Here is a 14315-nt window from a genome sequence, read left to right as displayed (position 1 = left end):
CTTGGTAGCTATGAGTGACTCGACCGTGACAGGACCGGGCGGCCGCCGCGACGAGGTGGCCGTACCGCGGACCGTCACGGGCCTGGGCGCCGGCGGGACGCGGGCCCTGCGCGACCGGGTCCGCCGCCCCCGGCGCCCCCGGCTGTGGTTCGAGATCCTGCTGATCGGCGCGAGTTACTGGACGTACTCGCTGATCCGCAACGCCGTCCCGGAGCAGAGGCGCGAGGCGCTGCGCAACGCCGACGCGGTGTGGTGGCTGGAGCACCGCCTGGGCATCGCCGTCGAGGCGTCCGTCAACCACGCCGCCGACTCGGTGGGTTGGCTGATCATCGGCATGAACTACTACTACGCCACGCTGCACTTCGTGATCACCATCGGGGTGCTGGTGTGGCTCTACCGATGGCATCCCGACCGCTACGCCCCCATCCGGCTGGTGCTGTTCGCCACCACGGGCGTGGCCCTCGCCGGGTACTACCTGTTCCCGCTCGCCCCGCCCCGGCTGATGCGCGGCGGTCACTTCATCGACACCGTGATGGTGCACCAGACCTGGGGCTCGATGGCCTCCGGCGACCTCAAGCACATGTCCAACCAGTACGCCGCGATGCCGTCCATGCACATCGGGTGGTCGCTGTGGTGCGGGCTGACCGTGTTCGCGCTGGCCTCGGTGCCGTGGGTACGGGTGCTGGGACTGGCGTACCCGGCGCTGACGCTGCTGGTCATCGTGTCCACGGCCAACCACTTCTGGCTGGACGCGGTCGGCGGGATGATGTGCCTCGCCTTCGGGGTGGGCGTGGCCCGGCTCTGGTACGGGCGGTGGCCGCAGGTGCCCAGAGCCGTGCTCGGTGCCGGGGCGCCTCAGCCTGCGTAGAACAGCTCGTCCACGACCGACCGGGCCCGGCGGGCGGTACGGCGGTACGCGTCCAGCATGTCGCCGGCCCGGCCCTCGCCGTAGCCCAGGTAGCGGCCCACCGCCGCCAGCTCGCGGGGCTCGGTGGGGAAGGTGTCGCCCGCCCTGCCCCGGACCAGCATCACCGCGTTGCGGACCCGGCTGGCCAGTACCCACGCCTCGTCCAGCACGGCCGCGTCCTCCGCGCCGATCAGGCCGGCCTCGCGGGCCGCCGCCAGCGCCTCGCGCGTCCTCGGGGTGCGCAGGCCCTGCACCTCCCAGGCGTGCCGGAGCTGGAGCAGCTGGACCGTCCACTCCACGTCCGACAGACCGCCGGGGCCCAGCTTGGTGTGCAGCTTGGGATCGGCGCCGCGCGGCAGCCGCTCGGACTCCATCCGGGCCTTCAGCCGGCGGATCTCGCGCACCGCGTCCTCGTCCAGGCCGCGGGCGGGGTAGCGCAGCGGGTCGATCAGCGCCATGAAGCGGCGGCCCAGGTCCTCGTCGCCCGCCACCGGCTCCGCCCGCAGCAGCGCCTGCGACTCCCAGCCCAGCGACCACCTGCGGTAGTACGCCTCGTACGACTTCAGGGTGCGGACCAGCGGGCCGGACTTGCCCTCCGGGCGCAGGTCGGCGTCGATCAGCAGGGGCGGGTCGGCGCTGGGGAGCTGGAGCAGGCGGCGCATCTCGGCCACCACCTTGTTGGCGGCCTTCGCGGCCTCGTGCTCGTCCACGCCCTCTCTCGGTTCGTGCACGAACAACACGTCCGCGTCGGAGCCGTAGCCGAGTTCGTGGCCGCCGAACCTGCCCATGCCGATGATCGCGAACCTGGTCGGGAGGGTGTCGCCCCAGGTCTCGCGGACGACCGCGCGCAGGGTGCCGGCGAGGGTGGCGGCGGTGAGGTCGGAGATCGCGCTGCCCGTGCGGTCCAGCAGGACGCCCTCGTCGGACTCCGCCGGGGTGGTTTCCGTGCCGTACGAGCCGACGATGTCCGCCGCGGCGGTGCGGAAGAGTTCCCGGCGCCTCACGCCCCGGGCGGCTGTCACGCCCTGTTCCGCGTTCTCCGCCCGGTTCACCGCCGCGGTGATCTCCTGTTCCAGCTGGGCCCTGCCCCGGGGTTCCAGGCCGCCCGCGTCTCCGTCGCCGAGGAGCGCCACGGCTTCGGGGGCCCGGAGCAGGAGGTCGGGGGCCAGGCGGCCCGCCGAGAGGACCCTCGCCAGGTTCTCCGCGGCCGCGCCCTCGTCCCGGAGGAGGCGGAGGTACCAGGGAGTTTTGCCCAGGGCGTCCGAGACCTTGCGGAAGTTCAGGAGGCCGGCGTCGGGGTCGGCCGAGTCCGCGAACCAGCCGAGGAGGACGGGGAGGAGGGTGCGCTGGATGGCCGCCTTGCGGGTCACGCCGGAGGCCAGCGCCTCGAGGTGGCGGAGGGCCGCTGCGGGGTCCGCGTAGCCGAGGGCGACCAGGCGTTCCCTTGCCGCTTCCGCGCTCAGCCTGGTTTCGCCGGGGGCCAGTTGGGCCACGGCGTCCAGGAGGGGGCGGTAGAAGATCTTCTCGTGGAGGCGGCGGACCACTCCTGTGTGGCGCTTCCACTCGCGGCGCAGGCCCGCGACCGGGTCCGTACGCAGACCCAATGAGCGGCCCAGGCGACGCAGGTCTTCCTCCCCCTCGGGGACCAGGTGGGTGCGGCGGAGCTGGAACAGCTGGATGCGGTGTTCCAGTTCGCGCAGGAAGCGGTACGCCTCGTCGAGGCGGGCGGCGTCCTCCCGGCCCACGTAACCGCCCTTCGCCAGGGCTTGGAGGGCCTTCAGGGTGGTGCCGCTGCGGAGAGCCGGGTCCGTGCGTCCGTGCACCAGCTGGAGCAGCTGGACGGCGAATTCGACGTCCCTCAGGCCGCCCGGGCCGAGCTTCAGCTCTCTGTCGATCTCCGCCGGGGGGATGTTCTCCACCACCCTGCGGCGCATCTTCTGCACGTCGGGGACGAAGTTCTCCCGGTCGGCCGCTTGCCAGACCATGGGGGCCAGGGCGTCCGTGTACGCCTCGCCGAGCTCCTTGTCCCCCGCCACCGGGCGGGCCTTCAGGAGGGCCTGGAACTCCCAGGTCTTCGCCCAGCGCTGGTAGTAGGCGAGGTGGCTGCTCAGGGTGCGGACGAGGGGGCCGTTGCGGCCCTCCGGGCGGAGGTTCGCGTCCACCGGCCAGATCGAGCCCTCGACGGTGGTCTCCGAGCAGATGCGCATCATGTGGGAGGCGAGTCTTGTGGCCGCCTTCAGGGCCTTCGTCTCGTCCGTGCCCTGGGTGGGCTCCGCCACGAAGATCACGTCCACGTCGGAGACGTAGTTCAGTTCGTGGCCGCCGCACTTGCCCATGGCGATCACTGCCAGGCGGCAGGCCTGCGCGTCCTCGGGGGCGGCGGTCCGGGCCATGGCCAGGGCCGCGCGGAGGGTGGCCGTTGCCAGGTCCGCCAGTTCCGCTGCCGTCTGGGTCACGTCCGTGGTGCCGCAGACGTCCCTCGCGGCGATGGAGAGCAGGCAGCGGCGGTACGCCACTCTCAGTTCCACCGGGTCCGTCGCTTCCGCGAGGCCGCGTTCGAACTCCGTGACTCCCGGGTGCAGGTCCCTTGGTTCGTAGGTGACCAGTTCCTGCCAGTCGTGGGGGTGGCGGGTCAAGTGGTCCGCGAGCGCCGCCGAGGCGCCCAGGACGCCCAGGAGGCGGTCGCGGAGGGGTTTCGCCGCGATCAGGGTGTCCAGGAGTTCCCGGTGGTCCGTGGGGGCCGGCTGGGCCTCCAGCAGTCTCACCAGGCCGCGCAGGGCGAGGTCCGGGTCCGCTGTCGCGCCCAGCGCCTCCAGGAGGACCGGGTCCGCCTTCACCGGGGCCAGCTCGGGGCTGTCCAGCAGGCGTTCCGCTCCCGAGGGGTCCGTGAAGCCGTGCCGAAGCAGTCTGGTGAACGTACTGCTCCTGCGCCCCGGCGTCATCCGCGGTCTCCCCTCGGGATCAAGACGGTCCTGGCCAGAGCCTAACCGTGCCACCGGCCCGGCCTCGTGTGGCATCGGCCTCGCGTCGGCCGCGCCTCGTGCGGCGTCGGCCTCGCGTCGCCTGTGGCTCGTGGGACATCGGGCTCGCGTCGCCCGTGGCTCGCCACCGCGTCGTCGGGGGTCGGGGCCGCGCCGGGGGGTGTCCGTCCTCGGTCCGGCGACTTCTGTTTCCTCGATCCGCTGAGCTTGCCTCATCGCCGGCCGCTGCGGGCGGACACCCCCCGCCACGTCCCCTTGCCGCCGTTCGCGGGTGCGGCTTCGTGGGGTGTGCTCAGAGGTCGTCCGGCAGGACTCGGAAGTGGGTGTGCTTGCCGTTCAGGGGGCGTACGGTCATGAAGTCGCGCAGGTCTCTGGTGAGGACGGCGTTTTCCGGGGTGGGGTTCGCCAGGGTCAGGCGCATCTCGCTCACCCTGTTGGTGAGGCTGCACAGGATCGAGTCCGCCGCTCCGCGGCCGCTCCGCTGGTGGCCAGCCGGTGCACCGTTTCAGGGCCACGGGGGCTTGGTACAGCTCCTGTACCACCGGCTCCAGGGAGAGAGGGCTTACATGGTTACGGCCTATGCCGAGCTGCGGGGGCGAGGGCTTGAGGGCAGTGAGTCGCGACACCGGGTCCGGGCCACTGGGCCGCTGCATGGGGTGCCGGCTCGGCCTGCCGGGGGGAAGGCGTCGTGAGCGGGGCGCTGGCGCGGGGGTCCGTGGCTACTCGGCTGCCTGCTCAGGATCTGGAGAGGGCCCGGCGGTTCTACTCCGAGAAGCTGGGGCTGGAGCCCTTCGACGAGCGGCCCGGGGGGCTGCTCTACCGGTGCGGGGACTCGTTCTTCGCCCTGTTCCAGTCCACTGGGGTCTCCCCCGGCACCTTTACCCAGATGGGGTGGGAGGTCGACGACCTCGAAGCCACCCTCGCCGAGCTTCGGGGGCGAGGGGTGGTCTTCGAGGACGTCGAGGCTCCTGGGTTCCGGACCGAGAACGGCATTGCCGAGGTCCGGGGCAACTATCCGAGCAAGGGGGCTCGGGGGGAGCGGGCTGCCTGGTTCCGGGACAGCGAGGGGAATCTGATGGGGATCGGGCAGCCCGTCCGGTGATCGGCTCTACAGCACCGGCAGCAGGTTCTTCAGCTCGAACGCCGTGACCTCGCTGCGGTACTCCTCCCACTCCGACTTCTTGTTGCGGAGGAAGAAGTCGAAGACGTGTTCGCCCAGGGTTTCGGCCACCAGGTCGCTGCGTTCCATCAGGGTGAGGGCCTCGCCGAGGTTCTGCGGGAGGGGTTCGATGCCCATGGCTCGGCGTTCCGCGTCGGAGAGGGCCCAGACGTCGTCCTCGGCGCCCGGGGGGAGTTCGTAGCCCTCTTCGATGCCCTTGAGGCCGGCGGCCAGGAGGACGGCGTAGGCGAGGTAGGGGTTGGCGCCCGAGTCCAGGGAGCGGACCTCCACGCGGGCCGAGCCGGTCTTGCCGGGCTTGTACATGGGGACGCGGACCAGGGCCGAGCGGTTGTTGTGGCCCCAGCAGATGTACGAGGGGGCCTCGCCGCCCGCGCCCGCGGTGCGCTCCGAGCCGCCCCAGATGCGCTTGTAGGAGTTGACCCACTGGTTGGTGACCGCCGAGATCTCCGCCGCGTGCCGCAGCAGGCCCGCGATGAAGGAGCGGCCGACCTTGGAGAGCTGGTACTCCGAGCCGGACTCGTAGAACGCGTTGCGGTCGCCCTCGAAGAGGGAGAGGTGGGTGTGCATGCCCGAGCCGGGGAACTCCGAGAACGGCTTCGGCATGAAGGTCGCCTGTACTCCCTGCTCCAGCGCGACCTGCTTCATGACCAGGCGGAACGTCATGATGTTGTCCGCAGTGGACAGCGCGTCGGCGTACCGCAGGTCGATCTCCTGCTGGCCGGGGCCGCCCTCGTGGTGGGAGAACTCCACCGAGATGCCCATCGACTCCAGCATGGTGATCGCCTGGCGGCGGAAGTCCATGCCCACGTTCTGCGGGGTGTGGTCGAAGTACCCGGAGTTGTCCGCCGGGGTAGGCCGGCTGCCGTCCGTCGGCTTGTTCTTCAGCAGGAAGAACTCGATCTCCGGGTGGGTGTAGAAGGTGAAGCCCAGGTCGGAGGTGCGGGCCAGTGCCCGCTTGAGGACGTAGCGCGGGTCGGCGAAGGACGGGGAGCCGTCCGGCATCAGGATGTCGCAGAACATACGGGCCGTACCGGGGGCCTCGGCGCGCCAGGGCAGGACCTGGAACGTGGACGGGTCCGGCTTGGCGATCATGTCGGACTCGTAGACGCGGGCGAAGCCCTCGATGGCCGAGCCGTCGAAACCGATGCCCTCGTCGAACGCCTGCTCAAGCTCCGCGGGGGCCACGGCGACGGACTTGAGGAAGCCCAGCACGTCCGTGAACCACAGGCGTACGAACCGGATGTCGCGCTCCTCCAAGGTCCGGAGCACGAACTCCTGCTGCTTGTCCATCTTCCGCTTCCCCATCCTTGCTGGTCAGGCCGCCTGTCCGTGGTGCGACGGGAGGCGGTCGGCACCTGAGCATCCCACCACATCGGCGTTTCGCGCGCGTTGCGGACCTTGATCGGCCGGACGTCTCCGGGTTGAACGGCCCGCGCACACCAGGTGCACCTCTCCCATGCCCATCTTGCATGCTCACGGCCCCCTCCGTAACAAGTGGCCGCGAGCCCGCGCTTTAATTGGTATCCCAGATACCAATTAAAGGGAGCCCCGATGCTGTCCCCGTCTTCCGCCGCGACCGTCCGCGCCACCCTGCCCGCCGTGGGCGCGGCCATCGGCGAGATCGCCGAGCGGTTCTACGCCCGTCTCTTCGCCGCCCACCCCGAGCTGCTGCGGAACCTGTTCAACCGGGGCCACCAGGCGTCCGGCGCCCAGAAGCAGGCCCTCGCCGGTTCCATCGCCGCCTTCGCCACGATGCTGCTGGAGCACCCGGACCGGCGGCCCGACGCTATGCTCGGCCGGATCGCGCACAAGCACGCCTCCCTGGGCATCGCCCCCGAGCAGTACGAGGTCGTCCACGAGCACCTCTTCGCCGCCATCGCCGAGGTGCTCGGCGACGCCGTCACCCCCGAGGTCGCGGCCGCCTGGGACGAGGTCTACTGGCTGATGGCCCGCACCCTGATCGGCCTGGAGCGCGGGCTGTACGAGGAGAGCGGCGGGAGCGGCACGCGGGAGTGGGAGGTCGCGGAGCGGGTCCCGGAGACCGCGGACGTGGTCACGCTGCGGCTGCGCCCGGTGGACGGCGGGCCGGTGTCCGGCTTCCGCGCGGGGCAGTACGTGTCCGTGGGCGTCGACCTGCCCGACGGTGCGCACCAGATCCGGCAGTACAGCCTCTCCGGCGCCCCCGGTGCCGGGCTGCGGCAGATCAGCGTCAAGCGCGTCGAGGGCGAGGTCTCCGCCTTCCTGCACGCGCACGCGGCCGTCGGTGACCGGCTCACCCTGTCCGAGCCGTACGGCGACCTCGTGCTCGACGGCGACGACAGCCGCCCGCTGCTGCTCGCCTCGGCCGGTATCGGGGTGACCCCGATGGTGGCGATGCTGGCCTCGCTCGCGGCGGACGGCCACACCGGCCCGGTCACCGTGGTGCACGGCGACCGCTCCCCCGCCCACCACGCCCTGCGCGCCGACCACGAGCTGTACGCAGGCAAGCTGGCCGACTGCGCCTGCCACTTCTTCTACGAGCGCGACGCGGCCGACGGCGCCCGCACCGGCCTGGTGGACCTGGCCGGGATTCCGGTGCCCTCCGGCACCCGCGCCTATCTGTGCGGGCCGCTGCCCTTCATGCGGGCGGTGCGGGCGCAGCTCATCGGGAAGGGCGTGGCCCCGGCCGACATCCACTACGAGGTGTTCGGGCCGGACCTCTGGCTCGCGAGCTGAGCGGGCGGGCCGCCGACCATGCCCAGCAGCAGGGGGCCGGTGGGGTCGGCGACCATGTCTCCCACCGTGACCGGGTCCAGGGCGGCGTAGAACGCCTCCTGGGCCCGGCGCAGGGCACCGCGCAGGCGGCAGGCGGAGTTCAGGGGGCAGGGGGTGGGGCCCTCGCAGTCGACCACGTCGCCGTCGCCCTCGAAGACCCGGACGACCGCGCCGACGGAGGCGGTACGGCCCCTGTCGGTCAGGGCCAGTCCCCCGCCCCGGCCGCGGCGGGCCTCCAGCAGCCCGAGGTGCTGGAGTTCGGCGACGACCTTGGCGGTGTGGGTGTAGGGCACGCCCATGTCCTCGGCCACCTGCCGGGTCGTGGGGCTGGCGCCGCCGCTCACCGCGAGCCGCATCAGGACGCGCAGGGCGAGATCGGTGGAGCGCAACAGCCGCATACCGGAAGCGTAGGTAATACGCATCCGTGGTTCAAATTATCCGGTTGTCGTACCTGCCTGCCCACGGCCCGTTCTCCCCACTACGATCAGCGGGCCTCATGACCGCTCCGCGGAAGGACACGCCCCATGGGTACCGACCAGCACACCCCCGCCTCTCCGCGCGCCGCGCGCATAGAGGAGATGCGGCGCGCCGAGCGTGCCCGCGCCCGCCGCAACCGGGTGCTGGCCGTCGCCGCGAGCGTGGTGGTCGTCGCGGGGCTGGTCGTCGGCGGGGTGGCGCTGGTGCGCTCCCAGTCGGACTCGGGCAAGAACAAGGACACCGCCGCGAGCGGGGACGCCAAGGGCGGCTCCGGGCACTTCACCACGGGCGCGGACGGGGTGCGCACCTGGTCCGGCAAGCTGTCGCGCACCCACGTCGGCACCAAGGTGACGTACCCGATGCACCCGCCGGTCGGCGGGAACCACAACCCGGTGTGGCTCAACTGCAACGGCGATGTCTACAAGGACCCGGTGCGGGACGAGAACGCGGTGCACGCGCTGGAGCACGGCGCGGTCTGGGTGACGTACACGGACAAGGCGAAGAAGGCGGACGTGGACGCGCTCGCGGCCAAGGTGAAGCGGACGCCGTACTCGCTGATGAGCCCGTACGCGGACCAGGCCGCACCGCTGATCCTTTCGGCGTGGGGGCACCAGGTGAGTGTGAAGAGCGCGTCCGACCCCGAGGTGGACAAGTTCTTCGCCGCCTATGTGCAGGGCAAGCAGACCCCCGAGCCGGGCGCCTCCTGCACCGGCGGGGTCATGAAGTGAGGCGCGGGTACGTCGGGTTGGCGGCCGGGGGCGCCCTGCTGGCCGTCGTCGCGGCGGGGGCCGGGGGGTACGCGGCAGGCGGGGAGCGCGACTCCGTGGCCGTACGGGTGCCGGGCGCGGAGTCGGCGGACGCCGGGTTCGCGCGGGACATGGCCGTGCACCATCAGCAGGCCGTGGAGATGTCGTACCTGGTGCGCGACCGCACCGGTGACGAGGAGGTGCGGCGGCTCGCGTACGACATCGCGCAGACCCAGGCCAACCAGCGCGGGATGCTGCTGGGCTGGCTGGATCTGTGGGGGCTGCCGAAGGTGTCCGCCGAGCCGCCGATGACCTGGATGGGCATGGGTGACATGCCGCCGGGGCAGGACGGCGCGCTCATGCCAGGCATGGCCACCAACTCCGATCTGCGCAAGCTGAGTTCGCTCAGGGGGCGCGCGGCGGAGGTGTTCTACCTCCAGCTCATGACGGAGCACCACAAGGGCGGGGTGCACATGGCCGAGGGGTGTGTGGCCCGGTGTGCGGCGGGGCCGGAGCAGCGGCTCGCGCGGGGGATGGTGGACGCCCAGCGGTCCGAGATCCGGCTGATGGCGGACATGCTCAAGAAGCGGGGCGCACACGCCCGTTCGTGAGAGATCCGGATCAAGTCAGCTCTTTGCATGATTACTTGAGCTTCTCTTGACCTTTTGCTGCCCCTGACATGAACGGTTCATCAGTCAGAGTGGCCCCCATCGTGCGATCTCCACGCCGGTCGACACCGCCGCTTCACCGGCGCACATCCGCGACGTACCGACCACGACATGCATGCGAAACGCATCGCAGGGGGTTCTATGAGATCCAACCGCGCCAAGACGCGCGCCGGTGTGAGCATGGCGGCGACGCTGCCGATGATCGCCGGGGCGCTGGCGCTCGGCATACCCGTGGCCCACGCGGACGGCCCGGCGCGCGACGCGCTGACCGGCACCCGGCCGCTGTGGGCCACGGCGAAGGCGGACAAGGGCGCCGCGGCCGACAGCGCCCGCGTCAACGCCCGCGTCTACCTGGCCGGGCGGGACGCGGCCGGGCTGGCGGCCTACGCCAGGGCCGTCTCCGACCCGGCCTCGCCGCTGTACGGCAAGCACCTCAGCGCCAAGCAGGCGCAGGCCCGCTTCGGGGCCACCAAGGCCCAGGTGACCGCCGTCAAATCCTGGCTGAAGTCGGCCGGCCTGACAGTCACCGGGGTCACCGCGCACTACGTCGCCGTCTCCGGTGACGTGGCCGCCGCCGAGAAGGCGTTCGGCACCCAGCTCCACAACTACGCCAAGGGCGAGCGGACTTACCGCGCCCCGGCGAAGTCCGCCTCCGCGCCCGCCTCGCTCGAGGGCGCCGTGCTCACCGTGACCGGCCTGGACACCGCGCCGCACAAGTCGAAGCACGACGATCAGCTGCCGCCCCCGGACGCGGTGTTCAAGAACGCCGGTCCGTTCTCGAGCTACTTCGGCTCGAACACCGCGAGCAGCCTGCCGGACGCGTACGGCCACAAGATCCCGTACGCGATCCAGGGTTACACCGGCAAGCAGCTCCGCGCGGCCTACGGCGCGGGCCAGTACACCGGCAAGCACGTGCGCGTCGCCATCACGGACGCCTACGCCTCGCCGACCATCGCCTTCGACGCGGGCTCCTACGCCAAGAAGCACGGCGACGCGGCGTGGCAGACCGGCCAGCTCCACCAGGTGCTGCCGGAGAAGTACACGAAGACCAAGGAGTGCGGGGCGTCCGGCTGGTACGGCGAGGAGACCCTCGACGTGGAGGCCGTGCACGCGGTCGCGCCGAACGCGGACGTCACCTACGTGGGCGCCGCCTCCTGCTACGACGACGACCTGCTCGACTCGCTCAGCAAGGTCGTCGACAGCCACCTGGCCGACATCGTCTCCAACTCGTGGGGCGACATCGAGGCCAACCAGACGCCGGACCTGGCCGCCGCGTACGACCAGGTGTTCCAGTTCGGCGCGGTGGAGGGCATCGGCTTCTACTTCTCCTCCGGCGACGACGGTGACGAGGTGGCGAACACCGCCACGGACACCACGCCGGGCGTGAAGCAGGTCGACACCCCCGCCAACTCGGCCTGGGTGACGGCGGTCGGCGGTACCTCGCTGGCGGTCGGCAAGGGCGACACGTACCAGTGGGAGACCGGCTGGGGCACCGAGAAGGCCCTCCTGTCGGCCGACGGCAAGAGCTGGGACGCCTTCCCCGGCGCCTTCACCTCGGGCGCGGGCGGCGGCACCAGCAGGACCGTGCCGCAGCCGTACTACCAGCAAGGCATCGTCCCGGAGAAGCTGGCCACGGCCAACAACAAGGCCGGCAACCGCGTCGTCCCGGACATCGCGGCCATCGCCGACCCGAACACCGGCTTCCTGGTCGGCCAGACCCAGACCTTCCCGGACGGGACCCAGCGCTACAGCGAGTACCGCATCGGCGGCACCTCGCTGGCCGCGCCGGTGATCGCGGCCGTGCAGGCGCTGGCCCAGGAGGCGCGCGGCGGCAAGGCGATCGGCTTCGCCAACCCGTCGATCTACCAGCGGTACGGCAAGAAGGACGTCTTCCACGACGTCACCGACAACCCGACGGGCTCCGGCCTGGCGGTGGCCCGTACCGACTTCGTGAACGGTCTGGACGCCTCCGGCGGCCTGACCACCTCGGTCCGCAGCCTCGGCAAGGACAGCTCGCTGCACGCGGTCAAGGGCTACGACGACGTGACCGGCGTGGGCTCGCCCGCGAACGGCTATGTGCAGTCGTACAAGGGCCACTGATCCGCGGCAGCCGGTGACGGGGGCGTGGGGTGCCGGACACCTCACGCCCCCCATCGCGTCTGAGTGACGATTACACTGGCGGGGTGCCTCAACTTCGTCTCGCCCTGAATCAGATCGATGCCCGGGTCGGCGACATCGCCGGCAACACCGAGTCCGTCGTCCACCGGACCCGTCGGTCGGCCGAGGCGGGAGCGCATCTGGTCGCGTTCCCGGAGATGGTGCTGACCGGGTATCCCGTGGAGGACCTCGCCCTGCGCTCGTCCTTCGTCGAAGCCTCCCGCGCCGCCGTGCGCACGCTGGCCGCCCGGCTGGCCGAGGAGGGACTCGGCGAGGTGCCGGTGGTCGTCGGCTACCTCGACCGCTCGGCGACCGCGCAGCCGAAGTACGGCCAGCCGGCCGGTGCCCCGCAGAACGCGGCGGCGGTGCTGTACCGGGGCGAGGTGGCCCTCACCTTCGCCAAGCACCACCTGCCGAACTACGGCGTCTTCGACGAGTTCCGCTACTTCGTGCCCGGCGACACCATGCCGGTGATCCGGGTGCGCGGGGTGGACGTGGCGCTCGCCATCTGCGAGGACCTCTGGCAGGACGGCGGCCGCGTCCCCGCCGCCCGTTCCGCCCACGCGGGCCTGCTGCTCTCGGTGAACGCCTCGCCGTACGAGCGGGACAAGGACGACACCCGCCTGGAGCTGGTCGGCAAGCGGGCACAGGAGGCGGGCTGCACCACCGCCTATCTGGCCATGATCGGCGGCCAGGACGAGCTGGTCTTCGACGGCGACTCCATCGTGGTCGGCGCGGACGGCGCGGTGATCGCGCGGGCCCCGCAGTTCGAGGAGACCTGCCTGCTGCTGGACCTGGACCTGCCCGCCGCCGACCCGGACGCGCCGACCGGTGTCGTGGACGACGGTCTGCGCATCGACCGCGTGGTCCTCTCCCCCGACCCCGTGCCGCCCTACGAGCCGGAACACCTCGGCGGCTACGCCCAGCGGCTGGACGACGAGGCGGAGATGTACGGCGCACTGGTGACGGGCCTGCGGGCGTACGTCACCAAGAACGGCTTCCGCTCGGTGCTGATCGGACTGTCCGGGGGCATCGACTCGGCGCTGGTGGCGGCGATCGCGTGCGACGCGGTGGGCGCGGAGAACGTGTACGGGATCTCGATGCCGTCGAAGTACTCCTCCGAGCACTCCCGGAGCGACGCGGCCGAGCTGGCCCGGCGTACCGGGCTGCACTTCCGTACGGTCTCGATCGAGCCGATGTTCGACGCCTACATGGGCGCGCTGAGCCTGACCGGCCTGGCGGAGGAGAACCTCCAGTCCCGGCTGCGGGGCACGCTGCTGATGGCGGTGTCCAACCAGGAGGGCCAGCTCGTGCTGGCTCCGGGCAACAAGTCCGAGCTGGCGGTGGGGTATTCGACCCTGTACGGCGACTCGGTGGGCGCGTACGGACCGATCAAGGACGTCTACAAGTCCTCGGTGTTCCGGCTCGCCCGCTACCGCAACCGCGCGGCCGAGGAACGCGGCGAGACCCCGCCGATCCCGTCGAACTCCATCAGCAAGCCCCCCAGCGCCGAGCTGAGCCCCGGCCAGGTGGACACCGACTCCCTCCCGGACTACCCCGTCCTGGACGCGATCCTCGACCTCTACGTCGACCACGACCAGGGGGCGGACGCGATCGTGGCGGCGGGCTTCGACCGTGACCTCGTCGTGCGAATCCTCCGCATGGTCGACACGGCGGAGTACAAGCGGCGGCAGTACCCCCCGGGCACGAAGATCTCGCCGAAGGGGTTCGGGAAGGACCGGCGGCTGCCGATCACGAACGCGTGGCGGGAGCGGGCGTAGTCACTGGGGGCGGGCGCGCAGGCCGGCGTCGAGGGCGCGGGTCAACTCGCCCACCCGCCCACCGCCTTGCGGGGCGGCCGGGTAGCGATGGAGCACGTCGACCACGAGGGGTGCCGCCCGCCGCACCGTCCGCTCGAGGTGGCCGGCCGCGCTCTCACCGACCAGCTCGGCCGCCCTCGCCGCGTGGGCCCCGGCCCCGAGGATGTGCTTGACCTGCGTGGCCTTGGCCAACGGATGCAGATAGGCGGCCCCGGCCGCGGCCATCGCCGCCCGCGCGGCCTCCCGTGCGGCGGTGGAGTGGGCGCCCTGGGCCGCCTTGAGCGCCGCCCACGCCGCGTCGCGCAGCGCCTTCCCCCGCTCCCCGCCCCGCGCGAACGCCCAGGCGGCGCTGATGGCCTCCCGAGGCCGCGAGTCTTCGGGCTGATCCGCCTCGAAGATGCCCAGCACGGTCTCGGCGGAGGCCGCGGCGAAGGCGGTGACAGCCCGGAGATCGTCCTTGCTCAGAACGACGTCAGCACTCATCGCTCCCCCTCTCCCCGGTGAATGAACTCAGGTCGGCGTGACCGAACTTGAGGGTATGGGATTGCCGCGTTGCCGGCGCTCACGCGACAGGTGCGGCGTCGAGGCAGGCGACCGGCACACCCGATGAACGCGAGCCCGCCGC

At 71.7% G+C, this 14315-nt stretch carries 12 protein-coding genes; 7 read left to right on the top strand and 5 right to left on the bottom strand.

Annotation, left to right across the window (positions count from 1 at the left end):
- Positions 1 to 10: 10 nt before the first annotated feature.
- Positions 11 to 868 carry a phosphatase PAP2 family protein gene (locus E5082_RS06685; RefSeq protein WP_135790346.1) on the top strand — a complete coding sequence of 286 codons (858 nt, stop codon included), beginning with the start codon at positions 11 to 13 and terminating at the stop codon, positions 866 to 868.
- On the opposite strand, the gene E5082_RS06680 is transcribed toward E5082_RS06685, so the two are convergent.
- Both E5082_RS06680 and E5082_RS32285 read right to left on the bottom strand, forming a co-directional pair.
- Positions 856 to 3849: a bifunctional [glutamine synthetase] adenylyltransferase/[glutamine synthetase]-adenylyl-L-tyrosine phosphorylase gene (locus E5082_RS06680; protein ID WP_135790345.1), complete on the bottom strand. Its 2994-nt coding sequence runs from the start codon at positions 3847 to 3849 to the stop codon at positions 856 to 858. The two genes, E5082_RS06685 and E5082_RS06680, sit on opposite strands and share 13 nt — an antisense overlap.
- A 331-nt stretch (positions 3850 to 4180) precedes the next feature.
- A complete protein-coding gene (locus tag E5082_RS32285; protein WP_167514003.1) occupies positions 4181 to 4318 on the bottom strand; it encodes a hypothetical protein in 138 nt (45 codons plus the stop codon).
- A 258-nt stretch (positions 4319 to 4576) separates the two neighbouring features.
- On the opposite strand from E5082_RS32285, the gene E5082_RS06675 reads away from it, so the two are divergent.
- Positions 4577 to 4990, top strand: coding sequence for a VOC family protein (locus tag E5082_RS06675; RefSeq protein ID WP_135790344.1), 414 nt, complete (start codon positions 4577 to 4579; stop codon positions 4988 to 4990).
- A 6-nt stretch (positions 4991 to 4996) separates the two neighbouring features.
- On the opposite strand, the gene glnA is transcribed toward E5082_RS06675, so the two are convergent.
- On the bottom strand, positions 4997 to 6358 hold the full coding sequence (glnA, locus tag E5082_RS06670) for a type I glutamate--ammonia ligase (RefSeq protein ID WP_135790343.1): 1362 nt from the start codon (positions 6356 to 6358) through the stop codon (positions 4997 to 4999).
- 261 nt (positions 6359 to 6619) lie between these two features.
- Between glnA and E5082_RS06665 the strand changes: the two genes are divergently transcribed.
- The gene (locus E5082_RS06665; RefSeq protein WP_135790342.1) at positions 6620 to 7783 is read left to right on the top strand and encodes a globin domain-containing protein; all 1164 of its coding nucleotides are present in this window, start codon (positions 6620 to 6622) and stop codon (positions 7781 to 7783) included.
- Here E5082_RS06665 and E5082_RS06660 read toward each other — a convergent pair.
- On the bottom strand, positions 7744 to 8220 hold the full coding sequence (locus E5082_RS06660) for an RrF2 family transcriptional regulator (RefSeq protein WP_135790341.1): 477 nt from the start codon (positions 8218 to 8220) through the stop codon (positions 7744 to 7746). The genes E5082_RS06665 and E5082_RS06660 overlap by 40 nt on opposite strands.
- 126 nt (positions 8221 to 8346) lie before the next feature.
- Here E5082_RS06660 and E5082_RS06655 point away from each other — a divergent pair, with 126 nt between their 5' ends.
- From E5082_RS06655 to E5082_RS06640, 4 genes are all read left to right on the top strand, one after another.
- Positions 8347 to 9027 (top strand): DUF3105 domain-containing protein, encoded by a 681-nt coding sequence (locus tag E5082_RS06655; RefSeq protein WP_135790340.1) that lies wholly within the window; start codon positions 8347 to 8349, stop codon positions 9025 to 9027.
- Positions 9024 to 9656, top strand: a complete 633-nt coding sequence (locus tag E5082_RS06650; protein ID WP_135790339.1) for a DUF305 domain-containing protein — start codon at positions 9024 to 9026, stop codon at positions 9654 to 9656. Before E5082_RS06655 ends, E5082_RS06650 begins: the two co-directional genes overlap by 4 nt.
- 198 nt (positions 9657 to 9854) lie before the next feature.
- Positions 9855 to 11813 carry a S53 family peptidase gene (locus E5082_RS06645; protein WP_135790338.1) on the top strand — a complete coding sequence of 653 codons (1959 nt, stop codon included), beginning with the start codon at positions 9855 to 9857 and terminating at the stop codon, positions 11811 to 11813.
- 83 nt (positions 11814 to 11896) lie between these two features.
- Positions 11897 to 13651 (top strand): NAD+ synthase, encoded by a 1755-nt coding sequence (locus E5082_RS06640; RefSeq protein ID WP_167514002.1) that lies wholly within the window; start codon positions 11897 to 11899, stop codon positions 13649 to 13651.
- Here E5082_RS06640 and E5082_RS06635 read toward each other — a convergent pair whose 3' ends face one another.
- Positions 13652 to 14173 carry a putative immunity protein gene (locus tag E5082_RS06635; RefSeq protein ID WP_135790336.1) on the bottom strand — a complete coding sequence of 174 codons (522 nt, stop codon included), beginning with the start codon at positions 14171 to 14173 and terminating at the stop codon, positions 13652 to 13654.
- Positions 14174 to 14315: the final 142 nt, after the last annotated feature.

This window comes from Streptomyces griseoluteus (assembly GCF_004784465.1).
Classification (GTDB): Bacteria; Actinomycetota; Actinomycetes; order Streptomycetales; family Streptomycetaceae; genus Streptomyces; species Streptomyces griseoluteus.
The sequence above is the reverse complement of the archived record's forward strand: the minus strand, read 5'-3'. Positions and strand labels throughout refer to the sequence as shown.

Excerpts from the sequence above, each read along its gene's own strand:
- E5082_RS06685 (WP_135790346.1), top strand. The coding sequence starts at position 11 with ATGAGTGACTCGACCGTGACAGGACCGGGCGGCCGCCGCGACGAGGTG.
- E5082_RS06680 (WP_135790345.1), bottom strand. The coding sequence starts at position 3,849 with ATGACGCCGGGGCGCAGGAGCAGTACGTTCACCAGACTGCTTCGGCAC.
- glnA (WP_135790343.1), bottom strand. The coding sequence starts at position 6,358 with ATGGACAAGCAGCAGGAGTTCGTGCTCCGGACCTTGGAGGAGCGCGAC.
- E5082_RS06665 (WP_135790342.1), top strand. The coding sequence starts at position 6,620 with ATGCTGTCCCCGTCTTCCGCCGCGACCGTCCGCGCCACCCTGCCCGCC.
- E5082_RS06660 (WP_135790341.1), bottom strand. The coding sequence starts at position 8,220 with ATGCGGCTGTTGCGCTCCACCGATCTCGCCCTGCGCGTCCTGATGCGG.
- E5082_RS06655 (WP_135790340.1), top strand. The coding sequence starts at position 8,347 with ATGGGTACCGACCAGCACACCCCCGCCTCTCCGCGCGCCGCGCGCATA.
- E5082_RS06645 (WP_135790338.1), top strand. The coding sequence starts at position 9,855 with ATGAGATCCAACCGCGCCAAGACGCGCGCCGGTGTGAGCATGGCGGCG.
- E5082_RS06635 (WP_135790336.1), bottom strand. The coding sequence starts at position 14,173 with ATGAGTGCTGACGTCGTTCTGAGCAAGGACGATCTCCGGGCTGTCACC.